Below are 23813 nucleotides of genomic sequence, written 5' to 3'. Positions count from 1 at the left end.
TCGTGACCGTGATATCCGATCCCACGGACTTCAACGAGGAAGAGCTGTACGTCGATCTCGAGTCGATCTTCGGGCATTCACTCTTCCTCAAGTGCGAGGGGTTCAACTTCGCCGGGTCGATCAAGCTCAAGGCCGCGACCGAGATGGTGGAGGCCGCCGAGTGGCAGGGACTGCTGACGCGGGACTCGATCCTGGTCGAGTCGTCGTCGGGCAATCTCGGCGTGGCGCTCAGCATGGTCGCCGCCAGCAAGGGCTACCGGTTCCTCTGCGTCACCGACTCGCGCTGCAACCTGGCCAGCCGGCGTCTGATGGAGGCGCTGGGCAGCCGCGTGCACATCATCGCGGAGCCCGCCGCCGACGGAGGTTTCCTGGGTGCGCGGCTCGATCTGGTGCGTGAGCTGTGCGCCTCCGACGAGCGTTACGTCTGGCTCAACCAGTACGCCAACCCGGACAACTGGAAGGCGCACTACCGGACCACCGCGCCGGAGATCGCCCGCCAGTTCCCGAAACTCGACGTGCTGTTCGTCGGCGCGGGCACCACGGGCACGCTCATGGGCTGCGCCCGCTTCTTCCGGGAATGGCCCCGACCGGTCCACATCGTCGCGGTGGACAGCGCCGGCTCGGTGACCTTCGGCGGCGCGCCGGGCCGCCGGATGATCCCCGGCCTCGGCACGAGTGTCCGGCCGGCGCTGCTCGACGAGTCCTATGTGGACGAGGTGATCGCCGTCGAGGAGGCCGAAACCATCCGCAGCTGCCACCGGCTGGCCCGCAGCGGGTTCCTCTTCGGTGGCTCCACCGGCACCGTCGTCAGCGGCGCCATGCGCTGGCTCCCCGAGCACGAGGGGCAAGGCCTCACCGCCGTCGCCATCGCGCCGGACCTCGGCGAGCGCTACCTCGACACGATCTACCAGACGAACTGGCTCCAGGACCTCTACGGCGACGACGTGCTCGCCGGCGACGAGATGATCGCGGGCTTCCGGCGGGACTGATCGTCGGTGGAGTCCGGCTTCCGGCGCCGGGGTGTGCGACAGTGACCGCATGCCCATCAGCGGAGCCCACGTGATCGTCTCCAGCCGCGACGCCGAAGCGGACCGCGCCTTCTTCCGCGACGTCCTCGCCTTCCCTCACGTCGACGCCGGCGGCGGCTGGCTGATCTTCAAACTCCCGCCGGCCGAACTCGCCGTCCACCCCGGCGACGGCCCGCCGTCCCACGAGCTGTACCTCATGTGCGACGACCTGGACGCGACGCTGGCCGATCTGGCGGCCGCCGGCGTCACTTGCGCGCCGGTCGAAGAAGAGCGGTGGGGGCGGTTGAGCGGCTTCCGGCTCCCCGGCGGCAGCCAGGTGGGGATCTACGAACCCCACCATCCGCGGGCCACCGATCTCTGAGCTCGACAGCGCGCGAGCTTCTCGAGGTCATGGGCGAGGATCACCGTTTCCCGCGTGGTCCGGTAGCCGAGCGCCACGTTCACGTCGACCATGTACGGGGAATCCCGCTGTACCACCGTGACCACCCGGTGGTCGATCCCGCGTCGGCGACGGTCGGCCTCGGACTCGCGTACGCAGTCGGCGGTCCATCTCGGAAACCGATTCGCCGAGCGGCCGAACGGGCTGTCCGCGATCGCGCGCCGCGCCTCGGCGTAGGAGGCCACCAGCTCCTCCGGCGCGCTGCCCTGCCAGGCGTGCAAGCGACATCCGGCTGCCGGCGAGACTTCCCACGCGCATCGATCGGCGCCGACGAGCGACAGCGTCTGGAACACCGTCTCGTCGACCACCTCGAAGCCGAGCGCCGTGCCGAAGGCGACGCCGGCGCCGCCATTGGTGACGTTCCAGCACTCCAGGACCGTGCGCCCGCGCAGTTCCGGCGTGATCGCGCTGAGGACGGCGGTGCCGATGCGGCCGCGACGGGCCTCGGGGTGGACGGTCAGCGCCAGGAGGCCGAGATGGCTGTTTTCGGCGTCCGGAAAAGTACAGGGCGGCGAGCCCGACGAGGCGCCCGTCCCGGCGTGCCACCCAGCGCAGGACGCGGCCCAGGTTCGGCTGAGGGTTCCCGAGCCGGCCGATGGCCGCCTCGAATTTCACCGGCGGTGCGCCCGGCTTGTCCAGCCGATCGGCGGCCGAGACCACCTCGTGGATGCCCTCGAGGACCGAGCGGCCGGCCGACGCCGGATCGAGCGGTTCGAGCTCCACGTGCGAGCCCCTCGTCAGTAGCTCGGCGGAGTCACGCTCACCGTGAACCGCGCACTCGTCCGCCCGTCGTTGCGGAAGCGGTGCGGGATGTTCGAGTCGAAGTGGCAGCTGTCGCCCGTCTTCAGTACGTGCACCTGGTCGCCGACCTCGACCGTGAGGCGGCCGGTGAGCACCACGACGCACTCTTCGGACGGGTGGGAGCGCAGCGTGTCCGCAGACACCGATCCCGGCTCCAGCTGTCCTTCGAGCACCTCGAGCTTCGCGCCGCCGGGGGAGACGCGGGTGTAGGTGATCGCGTGGTGCGGCAACGAGATGCGGTACCGGTTCTCGCGCCGGATGACGGCGACGGTGTCGTGCTCGCCGTCCTGGAAGAGGCTGAACAGTGGCACCTCGAGGACCTCGGCGATCCGCCGCATCGTCTCCAGGCTCGGGTCGGTGACGCCGCGTTCGACCTGGCCGATCAGCCCGGTGGACACCGAGGCCCGGTCCGCCAGCTCGCGGACGGTCAAGCCCCGTAGGGTGCGGAACTCACGGATCCGAGTCATGGTCATCCGGCCATTATCGTCTGCCGGCCAGTCGAGCCGCGGTGTGTCCGGTCCCGGGCGCGCACGCCCGGGACCGGAAGGTGTCCGGAGCGTTCATCAGTGCAGCGCGGCCTCACCGACGGGCTCCCGGTCCTCGGCAGGAGCGCTGTCCCCGGTCCCTGCGTCGATCGCCGCCGCGGCCGGGGCTCGCGTCACCAGGCTCACCAGCACCGTGACGACGAGGTTGACCACCAGGGCGGGCAGGCCGATGACGGTGCCCGGCCGCACTGTGTGCGCGAAGAGCGCACCCAGCTGCGGCACGCCGACGATCAGCCCGCCGCACACCGCCCCGGCCGCCAGTCCGACCGCTGTGACCCGCCGCCACAGCATGGACAGGAACAGCGCGGGCGCCAGCTGCCGACGGCGCTGTACACGTTGGTCATGATGCTGAGCAGCTTCGAGCTGCTCTGCGCCACGAGCAGCACCACGATCGCGGTGAACACCACCACGCCGGCCCGGGAGATCGTGAGCGAGCCGGCCAGCTTCTTCGACATGCCGCCCACCACGTTGCGGGTGAACAGGCTGCTGGCGGTGAGCACGAGCACCGCGGTCGGCACGAGGGCGACGAGGATGCCCGCGCCGCCGAGCAGCCCGATCACCCAGCTCGGGAACTTGTCGTGGACGAAGATCAGCAGCGACGCGTTGGCCTGCTTGTCGGGCAGGTTCGGCAGGGCCGGCACCGCGGCCAGCGCGATCAGCACGATCAGCACGTAGAACAGGGCTGGTCCCGTTGCTCGAGACGGCGGCCGGGATTGTCGGCGCGGGAGCGGTTTGCGACGTGCCCGGTGTGGTCCGGGCCGCCTTCGGCAGCGTCGACCTCGCCGCGCAGCCGGGCGTCGACCACACCTCGCACACGGCCCTGCGGTACGCCCGCTCCGCCGTGGTCCTCGCCGCTGCGGTCACCCTCGTCAGATTGCCGCGGTGAACCGGGGTTTCTCTTCGTCCGGAGAGGACCTTCGCTGGGCCCGCGCGATCCTCGCCGCCGCGGGCGACGGCTCCGTGTCCGTCCACGAGGGACAGATGATCGACCGGCCGGTCGTCCTTCGTGCCCAGCGCCTCCTCGCGCGGGCGGGGAGCACCAGCAGATCAGCGGCGGAGACTGAGAGGCGGCACCGTGGATCCGCGCAGGGTCAGCTCGTCGATCGTCTCCGGGCGGTACGGCAGGGTGGCCCAACGCCGCACCATGGTGTCCACCGGCGCGTCGAGCTCGGTGCCGAAGAAGAACGCCCACTCGTGTTCGTCCGAGCCGAAGTACACCGGCGAGGGGAACGTCTCCGTGAACCGCTGCCAGCACTTCACGAGCGTCGAGTTGCGCCAGAGCGTCGGGCAGCCACCCTGGTACGCCACCACCCCGCCGGGGGCGAGCAGGTTCCGGCACAGCCGCAGGAAATCCGTGCCGTACAAGCGGTTGTGCTGCGCGTCGGTGCCGTCCTGCTCGTCGGGCAGGTCGACCACCACGATGTCGTACTTCTCGGTGGAGGAGCGGATGAACTCCCAGCCGTCCGCGTAGCGCACGCGGATCGCGCCGTCGCCCCGCTCGGCCGCGGCCAGCTCAGCGGCCGAGTAGCCGTAGGGCAGGTGTTGCGCGCACAGCCGCACCGCCTGGGCGTCGATGTCCACGTGGTCGACGACCGACGCGCCCGCCTGCACCGCCAGCCGGCACGCCACACCTTCGCTCGACCCGACGACCAGCACGCGGTTCACCTCGGCGGCCAGCAGCAGCGCGGGCACGAGCAGGGCCTCGTGGTAGACGAGCTGGCTCAGCTCGGTGCTCTGCCGCTCGTCGTCGCAGAACAACGAGATGCCCTGGGCGGTCTTGGCGATCACCAGGTGCTGGTAGTCGGTGCGGGTGTCGACGAGCACGTCCGAGACCTGCCAGACCCGCGTCAGGCCCGCGCCGACCGATTCCGTGATGTTCACCGTGCGTCCTGTCCTCTGTGGATGGTGCTGGTCCGGGCCACCGTCGCGCCGAGCATGTCCTGCAACAGCTGCACGGCCAGTTCGGGGTCCGCGCGGCGCCCGCACGTGAACACGTCGACGAACACCGACCCGCGCTCGGGGTAGGAATGGATCGACGCGTGCGATTCCGACAGCAACGCGACCACGGTCACCCCCTGCGGGTCGAACCGTGTGGACGTCACCTCACGTACGGTCGCGCCGGCCTTGCGCAACGCGCGTTCCAAGCTGTCGCACAGGAATTCGACGTCGTCGAGCAGCTCGGCCGCCACACCCGAGAACTCGGCGAGCACGTGCCGGCCGGCGAACTCGCCGATCTCCTCGGGCTCTCCGCCGACGAAGTACGTTTTCAACGGCGGGAATCCGTTGAACGACACCGACGAGTAGCTCTGCGTGTAGGCGCCCGCGCTCAGGATGTCGACGTGGTCACCGGCCGCCAACCCGAGCGGCAGGCGATACGGAGTGCGAAGGTAGAGCACGTCGTCACCGTCGCACGTGGGGCCGGCGACCACGACCGGGCCGTCGGGAGTTCCGTCGCGCGCGGTCTCCAGGCGGTAGGCGATGGCCTCGTTCTCGGTCTCGGCCAGCCCGCCGTACCGGCCGATGTCCAGGTACACCCAGCGCTTTTCGTCCGTCACGGACTTGCGCGACACCAGCACTACCTCGCTGCGGATCACCCCGGCGTCAGCCACCACCGCCCGGCCGGGCTCGAACGCGAGGTCCGGCGCGACGGGGAAGTGCCGCGCGATCGAAGCCTGGATGGCGGCCGCGTACTCGGCGAGCGGCGGGGGCGTGGTCGTGTACCGGCCCGGCAGCCCGCCGCCGATGTTCAAGCCGCGCAACGCCACACCGCGCTCCGCCACCTCGCGCGTCACCCTCGCTGCGGTGGCGACCCCGGCCTCCCACGCCCGCGGGTCGAGGTGCTGCGAGCCGACGTGGAACGCGACGCCTTCCGGGTCCAGCCCCAGGGCGGCGGCCCGCGTGAGGAGGTCCACCGCCATCTCCGGGGCGCAGCCGAACTTCTGGCCGAACGGGGTCTGCGAGCCGGAGCTGTCCACGAGCACGCGGCACGACACCGTCGACCCGGGCGCGTGCTCGGCGAGGTTGGCGAGGTCCTCGGCGCTGTCGAACGTGAACCGCCGAACCCCGGCCCGGAACGCGAACGCGATGTCCCGGGCCTTCTTCACGGTGTTGCCGTACGAGATCAGCTCGGGACGCGCGCCCTGGGCGAGGCAGAGCTCGATCTCCTCACGGCCGGCGACGTCGAAGCCCGCGCCGGCCCGGACGAGCAACCGCACGATCTCCGGCGCCGGGTTCGCCTTCACCGCGTAGTACATCCGCGCGTCGGGCAGCGCCTCGCGAAGCCGGCCATGGCTTTCCCGCACCGCGTCGAGATCGATCACGAGGCAGGGCGTCGGGGGTCTCCGGTCGTCCAGGAACGCCCGAGCTCGTTCCGGCGCCGGCGGTCGGACGTCGATCACAGGCGCCGAGTATAGGGGTGTTTCCGCTGGTGTCGGGGCAGATTCGGCACGCCTCACACGCGCTCGGCCGGGGGATCGGGCTCGGTGGTCAGCACAGGGTCGGCGAATCCCGCGGCCAGGGCTTTCAGGGCGGCCTCCAGGTACACCGTGAGGTCGGCGTCGGCGCGCGCGGACCAGCGCTCGTAGGCGGCTCGGCAGGTGGCGAGAACCGAGCGGCCGACGGTGAGCGGGTAGAGGGAGTCCGTGGGCTGGCCGGTGCGCCGGGCGACGAAATCGGCGACGGCGCGTTCCCAGGCGTCGTAGTGGATGGTGGCGCTGGCGGCGAGGTCGGGGACGGTGCTGATCAGGCTCATCCGCTTGCGCAGCTCCGGCACGTCCTCGGCGCTGTAGTGATTGGCCTCGAGCACGGCGCGGAGCACGGCTTCCATGACGGTCAGGTCTTCGGGCACCGCGGCGAGCAGCGACCGGATCGTGGCCACCTCGTGGTCGAACTCGTTCCACAGCACGTCGGCTTTGGTGTCGTAGTAGCGGAAGAACGTGCGCTTGGTGACCCCGGCCGCGGACGCGATCTCCTCGACCGTGGTCTCGTGGAAACCCTGCTCGGTGAACAGCTTGAGGGCGATGACCTCGAGCTCGCGGGCGCTCGTGCCCGGCGGCCGGCCGCGGCGGGAGGCGCGAGGGGCGGGGGCGTCAGTGCTCATCGGGTGACCGTTCGTCGGGAGTCTTGTCTTTCGTCACGCGGTGACGTTACTCTCCCTGATATTCGTCGCGAGGTGACGAAAATCGAAGGAGGTCCTGATGGACGACACCACCGCCGAGGTCGAGGCCACGAATGTGGCCGAAGACCTGCTGGTCGAAGAGGTCTCGATCGACGGAATGTGCGGTGTCTACTGACCCCGCGCCGTTCGAGCTGGACGGCGCCTGGGAGCTCGATGCCCAGGTGTCCGTCCGGCCCGAGCGGTTCGGCGCGCTGCTGTACCACTTCGGCACGCGCCGCTTGTCCTTCCTGAAGAACCCGACGCTGCTGGCCGTGGTGCGAGCCCTGCCGGAGCAGGCGACCGCCCGCGCGGCCTGCGCGGAAGCCGGCGTGGCCCCGGCCGAGCTGCCGCGCTACCGCGGCGCGCTGGCCACGCTGGCCGCGTCGCGGATGATCCGCCGGAGGAGTGTGTGATGTCGCTGGTCGAGGAGTTCCAGTACGGGCTCGACGCGCCGATCTGCCTGACGTGGGAGCTGACCTACGCGTGCAACCTCTCGTGCGTGCATTGCCTGTCCTCGTCCGGGCGGCGGGACCCGCGCGAGCTGAGCACGGCCGAGTGCAAGGCGCTGATCGACGAGTTCGAGCGGATGCAGGTCTTCTACGTCAACATCGGCGGCGGTGAGCCGACGGTGCGGCCCGATTTCTGGGAGCTGGTCGACTACGCGACCGAGCACCACGTGGGCGTGAAGTTCTCGACCAACGGCATCAAGATCACCGATGAGGTGGCGCGCAAGCTCGCCGCGAGCGACTACGTCGACGTGCAGATCTCCCTCGACGGCGCCACCGAGGAAGTGAACGACGCCGTGCGCGGTCCGGGCTCCTACCGCACTGCGGTGCGGGCCATGGAACGCTTGCGGGACGCGGGTTTCGCGGACTTCAAGGTGTCCGTGGTGGTCACCCGGCAGAACGCCGGGCAGCTGGATGCGTTCAAGGCCATCGCCGACCGCTACGGTGCCCAGCTGCGCTTGACCCGGCTGCGTCCTTCGGGGCGTGGCGCGGACGTCTGGGACGAGCTGCACCCGACGGCCGCCCAGCAGCGTGAGCTCTACGACTGGCTTGTCGCGAACGGCGACAACGTGCTCACCGGCGACTCGTTCTTCCACCTCGCCGGTTACGGTGACGGCGGCCTGCCGGGGCTGAACCTGTGCGGCGCCGGGCGTGTGGTGTGCCTGATCGACCCGGTCGGTGACGTCTACGCCTGCCCGTTCGCCATCCACGACACGTTCCTCGCCGGCAACATCCGCTCCGACGGCGGGTTCGCGCCCGTGTGGCGGGATTCGGAGCTGTTCACCGAGCTGCGCAGTCCGCAGACCGGGGGCGCGTGCACGTCGTGCTCCGCCTACGACTCCTGCCGCGGCGGCTGCATGGCGGCGAAGTTCTTCACCGGCCTGCCGCTCGACGGCCCCGACCCGGAATGCGTGCGGGGACAAGGAGAACTGGCGCTGGCCGGGGTCGCGCCGGGCAGCGCGCCGAAGCCGTCGCTGGACCACTCGCACCGCGGCGCTCCCTCTCGGCGCCGCACCGGCCCGGTGCCCGTCACCATCGGCCTGCGGCGCCCGCCTGAGCGCGCCTGCGACGAGAGCCCGCTGGCCGGGTTCGGGCACTGAGATGCACTTGTCCGACTTGCCGTTCCCGGAGGTCGCGCGCCGCGCCGCGGCGGGCGCTGTCCTTGCGGTACCGATCGGCGCGACCGAGCAGCACGGTCCCCACCTGCCGTTGTCCACGGACACGGACATCGCCCTCGCGCTGTGCGACGCGCTCGCGGTGGCGCGGCCCGAGGTCGTGATCGCGCCCGCGGTCGCGTACGGCTCCAGCGGCGAACACGCCGGTTTCGCCGGCACGCTGTCCATCGGGCAGGCCGCGACCGAGTTGCTCCTGGTCGAACTGGGCCGGTCGGCCACGGAGACGTTCGGCCGGGTACTGCTCGTGTCCGCGCACGGCGGCAACGCCGAACCGGTCGCCCGGGCCGTCGCCACGCTCAGGTCGGAATCCCGCGACGTCTCCGTCTTCCAGCCCCGCTGGAGCGGCGAGCCCCACGCCGGTGCTCCGGAGACCGCTCTGCAGCTCGCCTTGCGGCCGGCCGCGGTGCGCATGGACCGGGCCGTCGCGGGAGACCGGCGTCCGCTGAGTGAAGTGCTGCCGCTGCTGCGATCCGGGGGCGTGCGGGCCGTCACGGACACCGGCGTCCTCGGCGACCCGACCCGAGCCACGGCGGCCGAAGGTCACGCGCTGCTGGATACGTTGACCGCTCAGCTCCTCGCGCACGTCGAGGCCTGGCTTCCGGTGGTGGCCTCGTGAGCGCCCGCGTCGCCCTCGTCACCGGCGCCGCGCGCGGCATCGGCGCGGCGACCACCCGGCGGCTGGCTTCGGACGGCTGGGCCGTTCTGGCCGTCGACCTCGCCGCCGACGATCCGGCTTTGCCCTACGGGATGGGCACCCTCGGCGAACTGTCCACTGTGGCCGAACACCCGAACGTCGTCGCGCGCGTCTTGGACGTCCGGGACCGGGCCGCGCTCGCCACCGCCGTCGCCGAAGCCGAAGAACGCTGGGGCGGCCTCGACGCGGCCATCGCGGCGGCGGGGGTGATCGCCGGTGGCGTTCCGCTGTGGGAAGTTCCTGAGGAGCAGGAAGACGCCGTGCTCGACATCGACCTCCGGGGCGTCGTGAACCTCGCGCGCGCCGCGATCCCGGCGATGCTGCGCCGCCCGGCGCCGCGCTCCGGCCGGTTCCTGGCCGTGGCCTCCGCCGCGGCGACGCGGGGGCTGCCCATGCTCGCGGCGTACTGCGCCGCCAAGGCCGGTGTCGCCGGGCTCGTCCACGCGCTCGGCGTGGAACTGGGCGACACCGGGGTGACCGCCAACGCCGTCAGCCCGGGCTCCACCGATACCCCGATCCTGGCCGAAAGCGCCCGGCTCTACGACCTGCCCGCGGCCGCCGCGTTCGCCACTCAGCAGCCGATGGACCGGCTGCTGGACCCGGACGAGGTCGCCGCCGTGCTGGCGTTCCTCGCCGGTCCGGGCAGCAGTGGGATGACGGGCTCGGTCGTGCCCGTGGACGGAGGTTTGGCGCTGTGACTGAGCCTTTGCCGCGCGGCTTCGGCGTTGTCTTCGGCCGGTGCGTGAAGCAGCTTGCCGATTCGCCATGGTTCGGTGACTCGCCGGCTGTAACCGGAGGGCAGCCGCTGTGACTGAGCCTTTGCCGCACCGCTTCCGTGTCGTTCTCGATCCCGGCACCGGGCAGCTCACCGACGCGCTGTGGTTCGGCGGCTCCGCGGCCGGATGGAGGGCGGGCGCTGTGACTGAGCCTGTGCCGCGCGGCTTCCGCGTTGTCTTCGGTCGGGGCGTGAAGCAGCTTGTCGACTCGCCGTGGTTCGGCGGCTCGCCGGTTGTGGTTGGAGGGCTGGCGCTGTGATGGAGTCTTCGCCGCGCGGTTTTCGTGTCGTTCTCGATCTCGGCACCAGGTGGCTCACCGACGCCTTGTGGTTCGGTGGCTCCCAGGCCGGGGGAGGGCTGGCCCTGTGACTGAGCCTCTACCGCACGGCTTCCGTGTCGTTCTCGATCCCGGCACCAAGCAGCTCACCGACGCCCTGTGGTTCGGTGGCTCCCCGGCCCGTGTGCTGCGCCTGACCGCCGCCGGGAAGAAAGCGTGGCGCGCGCTCGAAAACGGCCCGGTCGACTCACCGGCGACCGGTGCACTGGCGCGCCGGTTCACCGACGCCGGGCTCGCCCACCCCGTGCCGCCGCCCCTGAGCGAGCCGCCGGACCTCACGATCGTCGTCCCGGTGCACGAGCGCGCGGACGAGCTCGCTCGGTGCCTGGCCGGGCTCGACGGAGCGCACCCCGTCCTGGTCGTCGACGACGCCTCCACCGACCCGGGCGCGATCGCCGCCGTGGCGGCCGCGCACGGGGCGAAGCTGGTGCGCCGCGACGCCAACGGCGGTCCCGCCGCCGCGCGCAACACGGCGCTCGGCCACGTCACCACCGAGCTCGTCGCCTTTCTCGACAGCGACTGCGCCCCCCGTCCCGAATGGACAGACCGGCTCGCGGTCCACTTCACCGACCCGCTGCTCGCCGCGGTGGCGCCGCGGATCCGCCCGCTCGCGCCCGGCACCACGGCGGGCCGCTACACCCGCGCCGCCGGCAGTCTCGACCTCGGCGACCAGCAGGCGCGCGTCGCGCCGGGAACCCGGGTGTCCTACGTCCCGACCGCCGCACTCGTGGCCCGCCGCTCGGCTCTGGAGGCGGTGGCCCAGTGCGGAGCGGTGTTCGACCCCGCGATGCGGGTCGGTGAGGATGTCGACCTGGTCTGGCGCCTGCATGCCGCCGGCCGGCGTGTGCGCTACGACCCGTCCGTCCTCGTCGATCACGAAGAACCCACCACCTGGCGCGGACTGCTTTCCCGCCGCTTCCGCTACGGCACCTCCGCCGCACCGCTGACCCGACGGCACCCCGACGCGATGGCACCGCTCGTCCTGCACCCCTGGCCCACACTGACGGTCGCCGGCCTCCTCACCGGGAAGCCACTCGTCGCCGCCGCCGGATTCGCCGGGGCGGTGCTGAGCATGCGCAAAACCCTTCAGCAGGGCGACATTCCCACCGACGGCGTCACCCGCGCCATGGCCACCGCCGTCCACCAGACCTGGCTCGGCGCCGGCCGCTACACCACGCAGTACGCCGCGCCGGCACTGGCCGCCGTGCTGCTCGCCGGCGGTCGTCACCGCCTCGCCGCCGCGTCCCTGCTCCTCGGCCCGCCCCTCGCGGGCTGGCTCACCCGCCGCCCCGACCTCGACCCGGTGCGCTACAGCGCCGCCGCGGTCGCCGACGACCTCGCCTACGGCGCCGGCGTCTGGGCCGGCTGCCTCACCCACCGCACCGCCGCGCCCCTGCGTCCCCGCGTCGCGTGGCGTCCTCTCCGCATCGACCGCAAGGAAAACCGATGAGCAGCACCTGGTTCGAATCCGTCGCCGAAGCCCAGCGCAGGGCCAAAAAGCGCCTGCCCGGCTCCGTCTACTCGGCACTCCTCGCCGGGTCCGAAAAAGGCCTCACCCTTCAGGACAACCTGGGCGCGTTCGACGAACTGCGCTTCGCCCCGCGCACCGCCGGGCACTCCGCGCAACGCGAACTCGCCACGACCGTGCTCGGCCGCGACGTCGCCCTGCCCGTGCTGATCTCGCCCACCGGCGTGCAGGCGGTCCACCCCGACGGCGAGGTCGCGGTCGCCCGCGCCGCCGCCGCGCGCGGCACGTCGATGGGCCTGTCGTCGTTCGGCAGCAAGCCGATCGAGGAGGTCGTCGCCGCCAACCCGAACACCTACTTCCAGGTCTACTGGACGGGCACCCGTGACGACATCCTCCAACGGCTCGACCGCGCCCGCGCGGCCGGAGCCGTGGGCATCATTCTCACCCTCGACTGGTCGTTCTCGCACAGCCGCGACTGGGGCAGCCCGCACATCCCCGACAAGCTCACCCCGCGCGAACTGCTCCGGTTCGCGCCGGAAAGCCTGCGGCACCCGCGCTGGCTCTACAGTTACGCCCGCACCCGCCGGCTGCCCGACCTGTCCGTGCCCAACATGACCCCGCCCGGCGGCGCCGCGCCCACCTTCTTCGGCGCCTACGGCCAGTGGATGCAGACCACCCCACCCACGTGGGACGACGTGCGCTGGCTGCGCGAGCAGTGGGACGGGCCGTTCCTGCTCAAGGGCGTCATCCGCGTCGACGAGGCCCGCCGCGCCGTCGACGCCGGCGTCAGCGCGATCTCTGTGTCCAACCACGGCGGCAACAACCTCGACGGCACCCCCGCCACCGTCCGCGCCCTGCCCGCGATCGCCGACGCCGTCGGCTCGCAGGTGGAAATCCTGCTCGACGGCGGCATCCGCCGCGGCAGCGATGTCGTCAAGGCTCTCGCCCTCGGCGCCCGCGCCGTGCTCATCGGCCGCGCCTACCTCTGGGGCCTCGCCGCGAACGGCCAGGCCGGCGTCGAGAACGTGCTCGACGTCCTGCGCAACGGCATCGACTCCACTCTGCTCGCCCTCGGCCACCACTCGGTCCACGACCTCAGCCGCGAGGACGTCGTGGTGCCGGACGGATTCGTCCACGCGCTGGGTTGCGATGTCCGCGCCACCGCTCGCTGACCGCGCGCCGGGGATCCGGCTGGGAAGGCACGAGTTCACGGGCGAGGAGTTCCTCACCATGGCGATCGTCAACCGCACCCCGGACTCCTTCTACGACAAGGGAGCCACCTGGGAAGAGCAGGCCGCCTACGACCGCGTGCGCCAGGTCGTGGCCGAGGGCGCCGAGATCGTCGACATCGGCGGGGTGAAGGCCGCGCCCGGCGAAGAGGTCACCGTCGCCGAGGAGATCCGCCGGATCGTCGACTTCGTCGGAAACGTGCGCGCCGAGCACCCCGACGTCGTCATCAGCGTGGACACCTGGCGCGCGGAGGTCGCACGCGAAGCCTGCGCCGCCGGGGCGGACCTGATCAACGACGCCTGGGGCGGCTACGACCCGGACCTGGCCGCCGTGGCCGCACAGGCCGGCGTCGGCCTGGTCTGCACCCACACCGGGGGCGCCCGCCCCCGGACCCGCCCGCACCGCGTCGACTACCCCGATGTGATGGCCGACGTCATCGAGCACACGACGGCGCTGGCCGACCGCGCGGAAAACTCGGCGTCGACCCGGCGGGGATCCTCCTCGACCCCGCGCACGACTTCGGCAAGAACACCTGGCACTCCCTCGAGATCACCCGGCGCCTCGGCGAGCTGGCCGCGGTGGGTCGGCCGGTGCTGGTGTCGCTGTCCAACAAGGACTTCGTCGGCGAAACCCTCGACTTGCCGGTGGGGGAGCGCCTCACCGGAACCCTCGCCGTCACCGCCGTGTGCGCCTGGCTCGGCGCGCGCGTCTTCCGCGTCCACGAGGTCCCGGAAACCCGCGCGGTCCTCGACATGGTCGCCACGATCATGGGCCTGCGGGCCCCGAGCCGCACCGTGCGGGGGTTGGCGTGATGGACACGCTGTTGGGCGTGGTCGCGGCGATCTTCAATCTGCGGGCCCCGAGCCGCACCGTCCGGGGGTTGGCGTGATGGACACCTTCCTCGGTGCCGTCCTCTGCCCCCACCCGCCGTTGCTCCTGCGCGAGCTCTCCGGCCGGCAGGACCCGATCCCCGACCTGCGCGCCGCTTGCCACCAGGCCCTGAGCGTCCTCCTGTCGTGGCGCCCTGACCACATCCACGTCGTCGGCCGCGGCGACCCGGCCGAGGAGGATCCGCCCTGGAGCCTCCGCATCGCCGGCCGCCTCCTGGCCGAAGCCGGCCTGCCCGGCGACTTCGACTGGCACCCCGTCCCCGGCACCGCGACCGCCGCCGACTGCGACCGCCTCGCCGCCGACCTCGCCGATCCCCAGGGGCGCACCGCGCTGCTCGTCCTGGCCGACGGCAGCGCCAGCCGTACCCTCAAAGCCCCCGGCCACCTCGACGAGCGCGCCGTCCCCTTCGACACCGCGATCACGGACGCGTTGCAGACGAACGACCCCACCGCCCTGACCCACCTCGACCCCACCCTGGCCGACGCCCTGCGCTCCCAGGGCCGCCCAGCCCTCCACACCCTGGGCGCGGTCATGCGGCGCTTCCCCAGCCGCGCCATCCCACACCTCCACTACCTCGACGACCCCTTCGGCGTCCTCTACCTCGTCGCGACTTGGCCCAGCGCAACCGATACACCGGGCTCGGCGGCACCCGGCCACGCCGAGGTGCGATCATCCCTCGCGTCGAACCACCCGGCCCTTGCGGAGGACGTCGATGACCGGCCCGACCCGTGACGCGCTCGCGGGCGTCGCCACCCTCGTGGCGCCGAACGCCCCGCAAGTGACCGAGCGAGCGCTGGCAGCCCACGACGACCCCGGCGCCTACCTGCGTGACCACACCGACCGCCTCGACGAGCGCGGCATCGACGAACCCTTCGAGGGCCTGCCGTGGATCGCCCTGGTCGACGCCCTCACCGACCACGGCCTGCTCGCCGAGGTCGACTGGAAGGAAGCCCCCGACGAGATCGCCGGCCGGCTGCTCGCACTGCGCTCCGCGCCGCCGGCCGACGAGCTCTGGAAGTCCCTGGCCGAGATCGACCTGCCCACGTACGAGTTCCTCGAAGCGGCCGGAAACCGGCTCCTCGCCACCGGCACGGCCCTGGCCGTCCTCGACATCGAGTCGGACTGCTACCCCCTCGTCCTCCTGCCCACCACGCACGCCGACGACCTCATCACTCTCGCGGTCAAGGCCGGCTTCACCGCCGCGGTGTACGGCCGGTAGGGCGACCGCACGCGCGCCGGGACGCGTGTAGCGATTTTGTAGCGCCACCCACCAGGCTGCCCCCATCCGGAATGGACGGGGAGCAAGCTTGAACCGATCACCCTTACCACCGGTGCCCTTCGAACGGCGAAAGATCGCTTTCGACGTCGACGTGCTCTTCGGCGTGGTGCCGAGCCGCCGGTTCGACGCGTCGCTGGAGGCGGTGACCGAGCTCGCGTGTGGTGGGTGTGCTGGTCGTCCGGTCCGCCGAAGACACCGAGGCCCAGCCGTCCGATCGCGACGGGGGGTGTGTGAAGAAACGTCGGTGGACTTCAGGGCCGAGCCGTGTTTCGGTGATCGCCACGATCTGCGTTCAATCGGTGGGTTGTCAGCCCGCGCCGCGCGCGAGCACGGCAGGAGAGGGGTTCGATGATGCGAGCAGGGATCGCTTCGTCAGTGCTCGACGCCATCGGAGGAACCCCTCTGGTGCGGCTCACCCAGGTCGTGTCCGGCGAGGCGGCGCAGGTTCTGGTGAAGCTCGAAGGCGGGAATCCCACGGGAAGTTACAAGGACCGGATGGCGCTGGCCATGATCGAAGGAGCCGAGCGCGCCGGTGTGCTTCAGCGCGGCCGGCGGGTTGTGGAGTACACCGGTGGCAGCACAGGCTCTTCCCTGGCGTTCATTTGTGCTGTCAAAGGGTATCCGCTGTCCATTGTGACTTCGGATGCCTTCGCGCCGGAGAAGCTGAGCACCATGCGAGCGTTGGGCGCCGACCTGACCGTGGTCCCGAGCCAGGGCGGGCGGATCACGCCTTCGCTGTTCGACCGGATGCGTGAGGAGGTTGACCGCATCGTCGCGCGAGAGGGCGCCTTCTGGACAGATCAGTTCCGCAACGCGGACGCTCTGGCGGGCTACGAGCGGATGGGCCGTGAAATCCTCGAGCAGGCACGAGCCGGGGGTGTGACCGCGGATGCTTTCTGCGCCGGCGTCGGGACCGGCGGCATGCTGGCCGGGGTCAGTGCCGCATTTCGCGCGGATCACCTTGCGACGCGGTTTGTCGCGCTCGAGCCGGCGAGCTCGCCCATGCTCACGGCGGGACACGGTGGTCCGCACCGGGTCGAAGGGATCGGTACGGGCATGGTTCCGCCGTTGCTCACCTCGGCTGTCTTCGATGAGGCGAGGGCCGTCGACGAAGACGAGGCGCGCGATCTCGTGTTGCGGCTGGCAAGGCGTGAAGGGCTGTTCGCCGGTACTTCGTCCGCGGTGAACGTCTCGGGCGCGATCAAGCTCGCGCGGGAGCTGGGGCCCGGGCACAGCGTGGTGACCGTCGCCGTCGATACGGGGCTCAAGTACCTCAGCGGTGATCTCTTTGCCGAGTAGCCCCGGCGTGGCTTTGCTGTGTCCGGGCAACCGATCGACACGTCTTCACGCCGGAGCGGGCACCGTGCCCAAAACGTCCTGTGCTCGACGGGCCAGGTCGAGCAGCTCGCGGTCACGACCGTGGGCGCCGTCGATCTCGATGCCGATCGGCAGGCCGTTTTCGGTCAGCCCGAGGGGGATGCTGATGCCCGGCAGGCCCGCGCCGCTCGTGGGGACGGTGTTCCTCGCGAGGACCAGCTCGTCCACCTCTTCGTCCGCGACCGTGACCCGCGGCCGACCGTCGATCAGTGGGGCGGGGCAGGGCGTCGTGGGAAAGATCAGGGCGTCGAAGCCGCTCCGGGTATACACCTCGCCGAGCCGACGCTGGAGTTCCGGGCGGTCGACGGAGAGCGTGGTTTCGTAGGCTTCATCAGGAAGGAAGCCTTGCCCGCTGGGCAAGGCCAGGTGACTCCACACTTCCTTGAGCTCCGGCTTGAGCTCGGTGAACACGTCCTCGAACGAGACCGGGAAGTTGTGGCGCAGAAGGAATTCGGAGACGGACTGCTGCGTCTCGCGGAAGAAGAGGTTCCACGTCAGCCGGTCCGCCAGCGGCGAGAAGTCGTCGCCGAGATCGATTTCACGGACTTCGGCGCCGGCGTCGCGCAGGCGGTGCAGTGCGCTCGTGAACTGTGCTTCGGTCTCCGGATCGATCAATTGCAGGTAGTGGCTGGGGGCGTAAGCGAATCTCACCCCTTTCAGATCGGCGCGATCGGACGGGGGAGCACCTGTCTCCCCGGTGACGATTCGGTCGATCAACGCGCAATCCTCGACGCTGCGGGCGAAGACGCCCGGCGTGTCGAGCGTGTGCGAAATCGGCGCGACCCCGCCGCGCGGCCATCGGCCCGTGGTCGGCTTGAAGCCCACCACTCCGCACAGCGACGCCGGCACCCTGATCGAACCGACCGTGTCACCCCCGAACGCGGCGGGCACGATCCGGGCCGCGACGGCTGCTCCGGAGCCACTCGAAGATCCGCCGGAAACACGGTCGTGGCCGTAGGGGTTCTTCACCTGGCCGTAGCGTCTGTTGTGCCCGGTCAGCCCGAAGGACATCTCGACGAGGTTGTTCTTGCCGAACACGATGCCACCGGCATCTTTGACCGCGCCCACGACATCGGCGTCTTCGGCCGGCGTGAAACTTCCCAGGCCCTCCAGCCCGATTGTCGTGGGGAGACCACGCGTCAGGTAGCTGTCTTTCACTCCGAGCGGGACGCCGAGCAGCGACGCGCTGGAACCCGCGGCGCGGGCTTTGTCCGCCTCCGCGGCCGCGGTCAGCACCGCGGATTCGTCCACGGTGATGAACGAATTGAGGTCCGAGTACTTCCGAGCGCGCCGCAGAAGCGCGGCCGAGTACGACACGGACGTGATCTCACCCCGGCGGATTGCGGCGGCCGCTGCCGCCACTCCGAGGCCGGCCAGCGCGGTTTCCTCGGCCGTCGGCACGCTGTCGACGGCAATATCCTTGTCCTGCATGAGTACCTCTCTGTCTGGTTGGTCCTGAGTGGACATTCGTCACAGCTGCGGGAGAACGGGAACGTCCAACACTCGGAGGAGGTCGACGACCTTGCGGTCCAGTTCCCGTCCGACGGCCGCAATCTCCGGGACCCCGAAGCTCGCGAACAGGGTGCTGGGCTGGTCGAGGGAGAACCGCGTGACCCCTTGCCGATCCTGGTGGATGGTCGTTCGCAGCGGGGCGTGGAGCATCACCGCGGGGTCGTGCCGGTACATGCGTTCCGCGATGGTGTGGTTTCCCATCAGGTAGGCAGCGCAGGATCCCGCACCGCCCGCGAGCTGCATGAGCCCGCCGACGTCGGTGCTCCAGAACCGCATGAAGCCGTGCGGCGCGTTCTCCGTCGCCGCGGCGAGCACGGTGTCCCAGGTCGCGTGCTCAGCGCGGTGCCGCGCCATCCGATCAAGGTCCAGTACCGGCACGGCTGCTTCGTAGCGATCCCGGAAGTCCTCGAAGGACGTTCCTGTGTCGATCGACCACCGGACGACCTCGTGGGAAACCGAGGCGATGTTCTGAGTGGACATGGGGTTGTTGCTTCCTCTCCAGGGGTGAAGTAAAGCGATCGTTGTACTTGACCGTAGCAGGCTGCGCCAGAGAAGTACAACGATCGCTATACTTGCGGCATGGCAACGAGCGAGACGACGGTCAGCGCCCCCAAAGGCGGCCGCGGTGCACGCGAGCGCATCCTGCGCGCCGCGACCGAGCTGTTCACGAGCGACGGCATCCACGCCACCGGCATCGCGAAGCTGACCGACGTGGCGCACGTGTCGACCCGGACGCTCTACCAGCACTTCCCGAGCAAAGAGGCCCTGGTCAGCGCCTACGTGCAGTCGATCGAGTCCGACGACGAATTCCTGGCCGAGACCGCTTTGGGGCGCACCGACCTCAGCGCGCGCGAGCGCCTCCTGGCACTGTTCGCCGAACGCCCGGCCGGCCCGGCTTCGGCCGCGGTCGTGCGCGGCTGCCCCTTGCACAACACTGCGGTGGAAGCGGCCGGCACGATGCCGGAAGCCGCGGCGGTGGTCGAGCGCCACAAGCGCGAACTGGCCGCACGCCTGATCGTCACAGCCACCGAGGCGGGCGCGCACGACCCCGAAACCCTGGGGCGGCGGCTCGCCGTGCTGTTCGAGGGTGCTCGCGCCCTGTCGACCTCGCTCAACGACCCCCGCCCGTTCGAAGACGCCGAAGCCCTCGCCAGGACACTGATCGACGGCGCGGCCGGCCTCGCCTGACGGCGGCGGCGGTCAGGCTGTGCGCGGGCCGGTGCGCGACTCCTCGTCGCAGACGCTCAGCTCGCGAGGCATCCCAGGGTGGAGGTCCTTCTCGGTGGGGTTCCACGCGGTGACGCCAGTGACGGTTTGCGCGAGCGTTCCCTTAGCTGAGGCGGTAGCGGTTGTCCAGGGTGTGGTGGTGGTCGTTGCCGAGCGTCTACTGCTGGTCGGCGGGCCGCTGGTCCCGCAGGTGTAGAGCGCCTCTGGGCTGGTGAGGCCCGCCTTCAGCGCTCCGAAGTAGACGGTCGGGAAGTGGTACGCATTGGGACAGGAGGCCGCGACGCCGGGGGCGTTACGCCCTCCGGCCGTCGGATCTGCCGCTCCGCGTGCAGCCTACGCAGACGACGGGCGTGGTGCCGGTGCTGGACGAACTCGTCGGGGCTCTCGCCGTCGGCGGCTGCTGCGCCGTCGTCGGCGCGCCCCGCACCGGCAGCCGCGGCAGCTTCGACGTTGCGAGGCTGCTGCCGGGGCGCACGATCCGCGGCGTGACCCTCGGCGACAGTGAGCCGAAGACGTTCGTGCAGCTCCTCGCGGACGCCTACCGCCGCGGCGCGCTGCCACTGGACCGCATCCAGCGCCGCTACCGCTTCGAGGAGATCAACCAGGCCGCCGCCGCGTCCGGGAAGACCGTCAAGCCGGTTCTGGTGTTCTGATCGTTCGGCCAAGGGGCGCGTGGGCCGCCGCGCGAAATGGGCCTTTTCGCCCGCCCCGGGCGGATAGTGTGTGCCCATGACTGAGTCGAGACGTGCCGGCGAGACGTCGGAAGAGCTGGCCCGCACGTTGCGCGCCCGAGCCAGGAACGCGGCGGTCGCCGTGTTGCGCGAAGGGCTGGAAGAGATCGACGGGCGGCACGGCTCGGGCGTCGCCGACGAGGTCGCCGGGCTGATCGATGTCGCCGAGGTGTTCACCGGTCTCGCCGACCGCGAGGTTCCGGCACGGCGGAGCCGCGAAGGCCGGGGGAGCCGCGGGGGCCGCGAAGACGACGACGAGCCGTGGGAGTTCAAGCCGCTGACCTCGTTGTGACCCCGCCGGTCACTTTTTCCAGTCGTAGCTGAGCACGGGCGGGTGGTCGGACACCTTCGTGACGGTGAGGTTCTCTTCGGGGTGCGCGGCGGCGTACCGCGTCATCTCGTTGTAGATTCGGTCGCGCATGTCGGTGTCGCGCACTTCGATCGTGGCTCGCTGGCCGAGCTGGTCGGGGTGCACGCCCGGCTCGGAGCGGATCGCCAGGTTCCAGAAGTGCCGTTTGTCGCTGCCGTCGGCGCCCTGGCCGTCGTTGGTGAAGTAGACCTTGCCGCTTTCTTTGCCGTAGATCTGCTGGGTCACCTTGATCTGGTCGTCGCCCTGTGCGGCGGAGAAGTAGCCGGAGGGGTCCTGGGACTGTGGGTCGCGGGTGTAGAACCCGACTTCGCCGCCGAACGCGCCGCCGAACCCGTAGCTGCCCTTCCACAGTTCCAGCCGGTACTGCTTCCCGGTTTTGGGGTCGGTGAACTCCATGTTGTCGCCCTGGGCGCTGGTGCGGTCGAGGTCCGCGCCGATGAGCTTCTCCATCTTGTCGTAGATGTCGTGCCAGCCGAGGTAGCTCTGCACCGAGTGCTCGCCCGTGGTGTAGAAATCGCCGCCCTCGACGTACTTGAAGCCGAAGTAATCGTAGATCTTCTGCGCGACCTCGGGGTCGCGCATGATCGTGTCCCAATCACCTTTGAGCAAGGCGAGATCGAGCTTCGGGTTCTTCGCGACGAGCGCGGCGAGGCCGGGAATCTCGCGCAGGATGAGCGCGGCGATCTCGGCCGGGTTCCGCTTCTCGGAGCCGGCGAGCTCCCAGATCCGGCCCGTTTTGTTGCGCAGCTTCAAGCCCTCGGCGAGCAGGACCGCGTCGTAGGTGGTGACCACCCGCTGCAGATCGGCGAGCAGGACGAGGGCCTCGGCCTTGATGATCTTGTCCTGCGCCCAGGCGAACACGATGTTGCCCTTGCCGTTCGAGAGGTCCTTCCACACGTTGTCGAGTTTCGCCTGCAATTTCTCGGCGTCCTCGCGTTTACTCCTGGCGTCCGACTGCGCCTTCGCCAGCGCGTCGCGCACGACTTCGAACGATTTCGCCGACTCTTCGAGGTCCTCGGCCTGGTCCTCGCGGTTCTTCTTGAAGGCATCCAGCGAGGACAGGGCCGATTCCCCGGCCCCGCCGTGCCAGCTCTCGCACAACTGCGCACGGACGCTTTCCACCAGCGACTTGGCGTCCTCGACCGATTCCTTGGTGGCTCTGCACGCCCGGGCCCGATCATCCAGTTCGGTCGTGCTGCCTTTCTCCACTTTGCCGGCGAGCTCACGGATCTTGTCGAACACCGCCGTCACCGGTCGATCCGTGCGAAACCGCTGTCCAGCGCTTTCAGGAACACGCCGCGTGCTTCGTCGTCGCTGCTGTCGTAACTCTTCGCGGCGTTGCCGATCGTTTCGACCAGACTGTCGACCTGCTGCTGCGCCGCGTCCAGATCTTCCTGCCGGGTCAGCAGCCAGACCTCGTAGTCGCCCGCGAAGCCACCGGCCCGATCCGTGCCACCCACGTTCGGCGACCCCGGCGCGGAGAGCGACGGCGGCGTCCCCTGGCCGAGCTTGGCCGCGGCGTTGCTGATGTTCTCGACATCGACCTCGAACCCCACAGAGCTTCCTTCCGCACAGTCCCGCTCGCCAGGCGGAGGTCACCGACGAGCCGAGTGACATCCCGTGTCGGTAATGTAACACTCGTCCGTTCTGAGACGTCGGGATTTCGCGCCCGGTTCCCTCACGGCCACACGGGCGTCTCACGAGGTTCCCTTCCCGGATCCAATGAGCACGCACACCGTCAACGTCGCCGCCAGTACCAGTACGGGCGGCGGGGGGCTGCCACAGGTCGGCGGTGCGGAGGGTCTCGTTTTCCGGCCGTTCCGTTTGGCCGGCCGCGTCGCCGGGGTACTTGGCGGGTCACCGACGAGACGGGGGTGCCGGCCGATGACGGACCGATGTGGAAGAGACGGCGGTGGCGTCACCGATCCTCGGTTTCCCCTCCACGACGCCGGTCTGTTCCCCTGGGACGCCACGGAAGATCCGCCGCTCTCGATCGCCGGGCGCTACGACGTCGAGCACCTGATCGGCCGTGGGGGCACCGCGCGCGTGTACCGAGCGGTCGACCGGAGGCTCGACCGCGCGGTCGCGGTCAAGGTGTACGACCGGGAGGCCGTCGCGGTGGAGCAGGTGCGGCGGGTCCGGGAAAGGACGATCCAGGCCGGGTTGGACCACCCGCGCGTGGTGGCCGTGCTCGACAGCGGGACGGACCACGGCCGGCCGTTCCTCGTGATGCAATTGGTGGACGGTGAGAATCTCGCTGAGCGCTTGCTGTCCGGCCCCGTGCCGGTCGAGGAGGGGACCGATCTGGCGGTGCAGCTCGCCGAGACGGTCGAGCACCTCCACGCGCGACGCGTCGTGCATCGAGACCTCAAGCCCGCCAACATCCTGCTCGGCCCCGACGGTCCGCTGATCAGCGATTTCGGCATCGCGCACGAGCTCGGCTCGACCCGCATCACCGGCACCGGGTTCGTGACGGGCACGGCCGCGTACCTTGCACCGGAGCAGATCGTCGGGGAGCCGGCCGGTCCGGCCGCCGACATCTACGCACTCGGTCTCATCCTGCTGGAGTGCCTGACGGGGGAGCGCGAGTATCCCGGCACGATGGCCGAAGCAGCGATGGCACGGCTGCACCGGCCACCGCGGGTTCCCGCCGGGCTGCCCGCGCCCCTCGCGCACACCCTCGAGCGGATGACGGCCCGCGACCCGGGGGATCGCCCCACTGCCGCGGAAACCCTGTGGATGTTGCGCCGGCCCGACTGCGCGGTCACCCCGTCCCGGCCACCGGCCTCGGCCACCCGCCGGCGCCGGCGGAACCTGCTCGCCTTGGGTGGCTTCGCGGCCGCGACCACGGCAGCCGTCCTCGCAGCGGTACTCCCGGGACCGGGCGCAGCGGACCCCGCCCGCGGCGGGCCGCCTGCCGCGCAACCGCCGGCTGCGAGCGTGCCCCCGCCATCGACCGCGGTCACCGCGAAGCCACCTGCGTCGTCCGTCGCGGCGCCGCAGAACCCCGCCGCGCCGCCACGGCCGGTGCCGATCGCCGTGAACGGGCCCGGAGTTCTGACCGCCGTCCCCGGCAACAAGGCCAGGGCAGAGGGCGGGAAGGCCAGAGGGAAGCCCAAGGGCAAGGGCCACGGCGGTCCGTAGCGCCGCTGCCTGGCCACACGCCCGTTTATCCGGCTGCATTTCGGGTATTCGTTGGCGTCGGCGTCGACTTCAGAGGTCCGGCGGCGGCGCAGCGTCACGAGTCGATCAGGGCCCGGCCGGGTTTGCC

The 23813-nt window shown here is 70.7% G+C and carries 28 protein-coding genes and 2 pseudogenes; 18 read left to right on the top strand and 12 right to left on the bottom strand.

Going from position 1 to position 23813, the window contains the following annotated elements; all coding sequences use genetic code 11:
• Window positions 1-2: 2 nt before the first annotated feature.
• Entirely contained in the window at window positions 3-989 is a 987-nt protein-coding gene (sbnA, locus tag AB0M56_RS16695; RefSeq protein WP_364176386.1) for a 2,3-diaminopropionate biosynthesis protein SbnA, read from the top strand.
• Window positions 990-1038: 49 nt separating this feature from the next.
• On the top strand, window positions 1039-1389 hold the full coding sequence (locus AB0M56_RS16690) for an extradiol dioxygenase (protein WP_364176383.1): 351 nt from the start codon (window positions 1039-1041) through the stop codon (window positions 1387-1389).
• Here AB0M56_RS16690 and AB0M56_RS16685 read toward each other — a convergent pair.
• From AB0M56_RS16685 to AB0M56_RS16670, 4 genes are all read right to left on the bottom strand, one after another.
• Window positions 1353-1775 carry a hypothetical protein gene (locus AB0M56_RS16685; RefSeq protein ID WP_364176380.1) on the bottom strand — a complete coding sequence of 141 codons (423 nt, stop codon included), beginning with the start codon at window positions 1773-1775 and terminating at the stop codon, window positions 1353-1355. The two genes, AB0M56_RS16690 and AB0M56_RS16685, sit on opposite strands and share 37 nt — an antisense overlap.
• Before the next feature lie 429 nt (window positions 1776-2204).
• On the bottom strand, window positions 2205-2741 hold the full coding sequence (locus AB0M56_RS16680) for an XRE family transcriptional regulator (protein WP_364176377.1): 537 nt from the start codon (window positions 2739-2741) through the stop codon (window positions 2205-2207).
• 90 nt (window positions 2742-2831) lie between these two features.
• Window positions 2832-3035, bottom strand: coding sequence for a hypothetical protein (locus AB0M56_RS16675; RefSeq protein WP_364176374.1), 204 nt, complete (start codon window positions 3033-3035; stop codon window positions 2832-2834).
• 8 nt (window positions 3036-3043) lie between these two features.
• A complete protein-coding gene (locus AB0M56_RS16670; protein WP_364176372.1) occupies window positions 3044-3484 on the bottom strand; it encodes a hypothetical protein in 441 nt (146 codons plus the stop codon).
• Between the two features lie 20 nt (window positions 3485-3504).
• On the opposite strand from AB0M56_RS16670, the gene AB0M56_RS16665 reads away from it, so the two are divergent.
• The gene (locus AB0M56_RS16665) at window positions 3505-3699 is read left to right on the top strand and encodes an aldolase/citrate lyase family protein (protein ID WP_364176369.1); all 195 of its coding nucleotides are present in this window, start codon (window positions 3505-3507) and stop codon (window positions 3697-3699) included.
• Window positions 3700-3860: 161 nt separating this feature from the next.
• On the opposite strand, the gene AB0M56_RS16660 is transcribed toward AB0M56_RS16665, so the two are convergent.
• From AB0M56_RS16660 to mftR, 4 genes and pseudogenes are all read right to left on the bottom strand, one after another.
• On the bottom strand, window positions 3861-4694 hold the full coding sequence (locus AB0M56_RS16660) for a spermidine synthase (protein WP_364176366.1): 834 nt from the start codon (window positions 4692-4694) through the stop codon (window positions 3861-3863).
• Complete coding sequence (gene speD, locus AB0M56_RS16655; protein WP_364176427.1) at window positions 4691-5083, bottom strand: adenosylmethionine decarboxylase; 393 nt, start codon at window positions 5081-5083, stop codon at window positions 4691-4693. Before speD ends, AB0M56_RS16660 begins: the two co-directional genes overlap by 4 nt.
• Before the next feature lie 60 nt (window positions 5084-5143).
• A pseudogene (locus tag AB0M56_RS16650) lies at window positions 5144-6115 on the bottom strand (type III PLP-dependent enzyme); the annotation flags it as partial.
• 149 nt (window positions 6116-6264) lie between these two features.
• Entirely contained in the window at window positions 6265-6912 is a 648-nt protein-coding gene (gene mftR / locus AB0M56_RS16645; RefSeq protein ID WP_364176363.1) for a mycofactocin system transcriptional regulator, read from the bottom strand.
• Window positions 6913-7009: 97 nt separating this feature from the next.
• On the opposite strand from mftR, the gene mftA reads away from it, so the two are divergent.
• The 11 genes and pseudogenes from mftA (at window position 7010) to AB0M56_RS16590 (ending at window position 16624) form a co-directional block, all read left to right on the top strand.
• Entirely contained in the window at window positions 7010-7105 is a 96-nt protein-coding gene (mftA, locus tag AB0M56_RS16640; protein WP_364176360.1) for a mycofactocin precursor MftA, read from the top strand.
• Window positions 7095-7382 carry a mycofactocin biosynthesis chaperone MftB gene (mftB, locus tag AB0M56_RS16635; protein ID WP_364176357.1) on the top strand — a complete coding sequence of 96 codons (288 nt, stop codon included), beginning with the start codon at window positions 7095-7097 and terminating at the stop codon, window positions 7380-7382. Before mftA ends, mftB begins: the two co-directional genes overlap by 11 nt.
• Complete coding sequence (mftC, locus tag AB0M56_RS16630; protein ID WP_364176354.1) at window positions 7382-8575, top strand: mycofactocin radical SAM maturase; 1194 nt, start codon at window positions 7382-7384, stop codon at window positions 8573-8575. The genes mftB and mftC overlap by 1 nt, the downstream gene beginning before the upstream one ends.
• 1 nt (window position 8576) lies before the next feature.
• Entirely contained in the window at window positions 8577-9266 is a 690-nt protein-coding gene (mftE, locus tag AB0M56_RS16625) for a mycofactocin biosynthesis peptidyl-dipeptidase MftE (protein WP_364176351.1), read from the top strand.
• The gene (locus tag AB0M56_RS16620; protein WP_364176348.1) at window positions 9263-10042 is read left to right on the top strand and encodes a mycofactocin-coupled SDR family oxidoreductase; all 780 of its coding nucleotides are present in this window, start codon (window positions 9263-9265) and stop codon (window positions 10040-10042) included. The genes mftE and AB0M56_RS16620 overlap by 4 nt, the downstream gene beginning before the upstream one ends.
• Before the next feature lie 443 nt (window positions 10043-10485).
• Window positions 10486-11907, top strand: coding sequence for a mycofactocin biosynthesis glycosyltransferase MftF (gene mftF / locus AB0M56_RS16615; protein ID WP_364176345.1), 1422 nt, complete (start codon window positions 10486-10488; stop codon window positions 11905-11907).
• Entirely contained in the window at window positions 11904-13097 is a 1194-nt protein-coding gene (gene mftD / locus AB0M56_RS16610) for a pre-mycofactocin synthase MftD (protein ID WP_364176342.1), read from the top strand. The genes mftF and mftD overlap by 4 nt, the downstream gene beginning before the upstream one ends.
• Window positions 13098-13155: 58 nt before the next feature.
• Window positions 13156-13967, top strand: a pseudogene (gene folP, locus AB0M56_RS16605) (dihydropteroate synthase).
• A gap of 76 nt (window positions 13968-14043) precedes the next feature.
• Complete coding sequence (locus AB0M56_RS16600; protein WP_364176340.1) at window positions 14044-14778, top strand: hypothetical protein; 735 nt, start codon at window positions 14044-14046, stop codon at window positions 14776-14778.
• On the top strand, window positions 14759-15265 hold the full coding sequence (locus tag AB0M56_RS16595) for a DUF6630 family protein (protein WP_364176337.1): 507 nt from the start codon (window positions 14759-14761) through the stop codon (window positions 15263-15265). The genes AB0M56_RS16600 and AB0M56_RS16595 overlap by 20 nt, the downstream gene beginning before the upstream one ends.
• A gap of 435 nt (window positions 15266-15700) precedes the next feature.
• The gene (locus AB0M56_RS16590) at window positions 15701-16624 is read left to right on the top strand and encodes a cysteine synthase family protein (protein WP_364176334.1); all 924 of its coding nucleotides are present in this window, start codon (window positions 15701-15703) and stop codon (window positions 16622-16624) included.
• Window positions 16625-16669: 45 nt separating this feature from the next.
• Here AB0M56_RS16590 and AB0M56_RS16585 read toward each other — a convergent pair whose 3' ends face one another.
• Window positions 16670-18133, bottom strand: coding sequence for an amidase family protein (locus AB0M56_RS16585; RefSeq protein ID WP_364176331.1), 1464 nt, complete (start codon window positions 18131-18133; stop codon window positions 16670-16672).
• 39 nt (window positions 18134-18172) lie between these two features.
• Window positions 18173-18694 (bottom strand): DUF302 domain-containing protein, encoded by a 522-nt coding sequence (locus tag AB0M56_RS16580; protein WP_364176328.1) that lies wholly within the window; start codon window positions 18692-18694, stop codon window positions 18173-18175.
• Window positions 18695-18793: 99 nt separating this feature from the next.
• Between AB0M56_RS16580 and AB0M56_RS16575 the strand changes: the two genes are divergently transcribed.
• The 3 genes from AB0M56_RS16575 (at window position 18794) to AB0M56_RS16565 (ending at window position 20464) form a co-directional block, all read left to right on the top strand.
• On the top strand, window positions 18794-19402 hold the full coding sequence (locus AB0M56_RS16575; RefSeq protein WP_364176325.1) for a TetR/AcrR family transcriptional regulator: 609 nt from the start codon (window positions 18794-18796) through the stop codon (window positions 19400-19402).
• A 365-nt stretch (window positions 19403-19767) separates the two neighbouring features.
• On the top strand, window positions 19768-20094 hold the full coding sequence (locus AB0M56_RS16570) for a hypothetical protein (RefSeq protein ID WP_364176322.1): 327 nt from the start codon (window positions 19768-19770) through the stop codon (window positions 20092-20094).
• A gap of 76 nt (window positions 20095-20170) precedes the next feature.
• Window positions 20171-20464, top strand: coding sequence for a hypothetical protein (locus AB0M56_RS16565; protein ID WP_364176319.1), 294 nt, complete (start codon window positions 20171-20173; stop codon window positions 20462-20464).
• A gap of 9 nt (window positions 20465-20473) precedes the next feature.
• On the opposite strand, the gene AB0M56_RS16560 is transcribed toward AB0M56_RS16565, so the two are convergent.
• Both AB0M56_RS16560 and AB0M56_RS16555 read right to left on the bottom strand, forming a co-directional pair.
• Window positions 20474-21793, bottom strand: coding sequence for a DUF4474 domain-containing protein (locus AB0M56_RS16560; protein ID WP_364176317.1), 1320 nt, complete (start codon window positions 21791-21793; stop codon window positions 20474-20476).
• Window positions 21790-22098 carry a hypothetical protein gene (locus AB0M56_RS16555; RefSeq protein ID WP_364176314.1) on the bottom strand — a complete coding sequence of 103 codons (309 nt, stop codon included), beginning with the start codon at window positions 22096-22098 and terminating at the stop codon, window positions 21790-21792. Before AB0M56_RS16555 ends, AB0M56_RS16560 begins: the two co-directional genes overlap by 4 nt.
• A gap of 328 nt (window positions 22099-22426) precedes the next feature.
• On the opposite strand from AB0M56_RS16555, the gene AB0M56_RS16550 reads away from it, so the two are divergent.
• Window positions 22427-23686, top strand: a complete 1260-nt coding sequence (locus AB0M56_RS16550) for a serine/threonine-protein kinase (protein ID WP_364176311.1) — start codon at window positions 22427-22429, stop codon at window positions 23684-23686.
• The last annotated feature ends 127 nt before the right edge of the window (window positions 23687-23813 follow it).

Origin of the sequence: Amycolatopsis sp. NPDC051372 (assembly GCF_040682095.1) — a bacterium.
GTDB lineage: Bacteria > Actinomycetota > Actinomycetes > Mycobacteriales > Pseudonocardiaceae > Amycolatopsis.
This window is presented reverse-complemented; position numbering and strand designations above follow the sequence as displayed.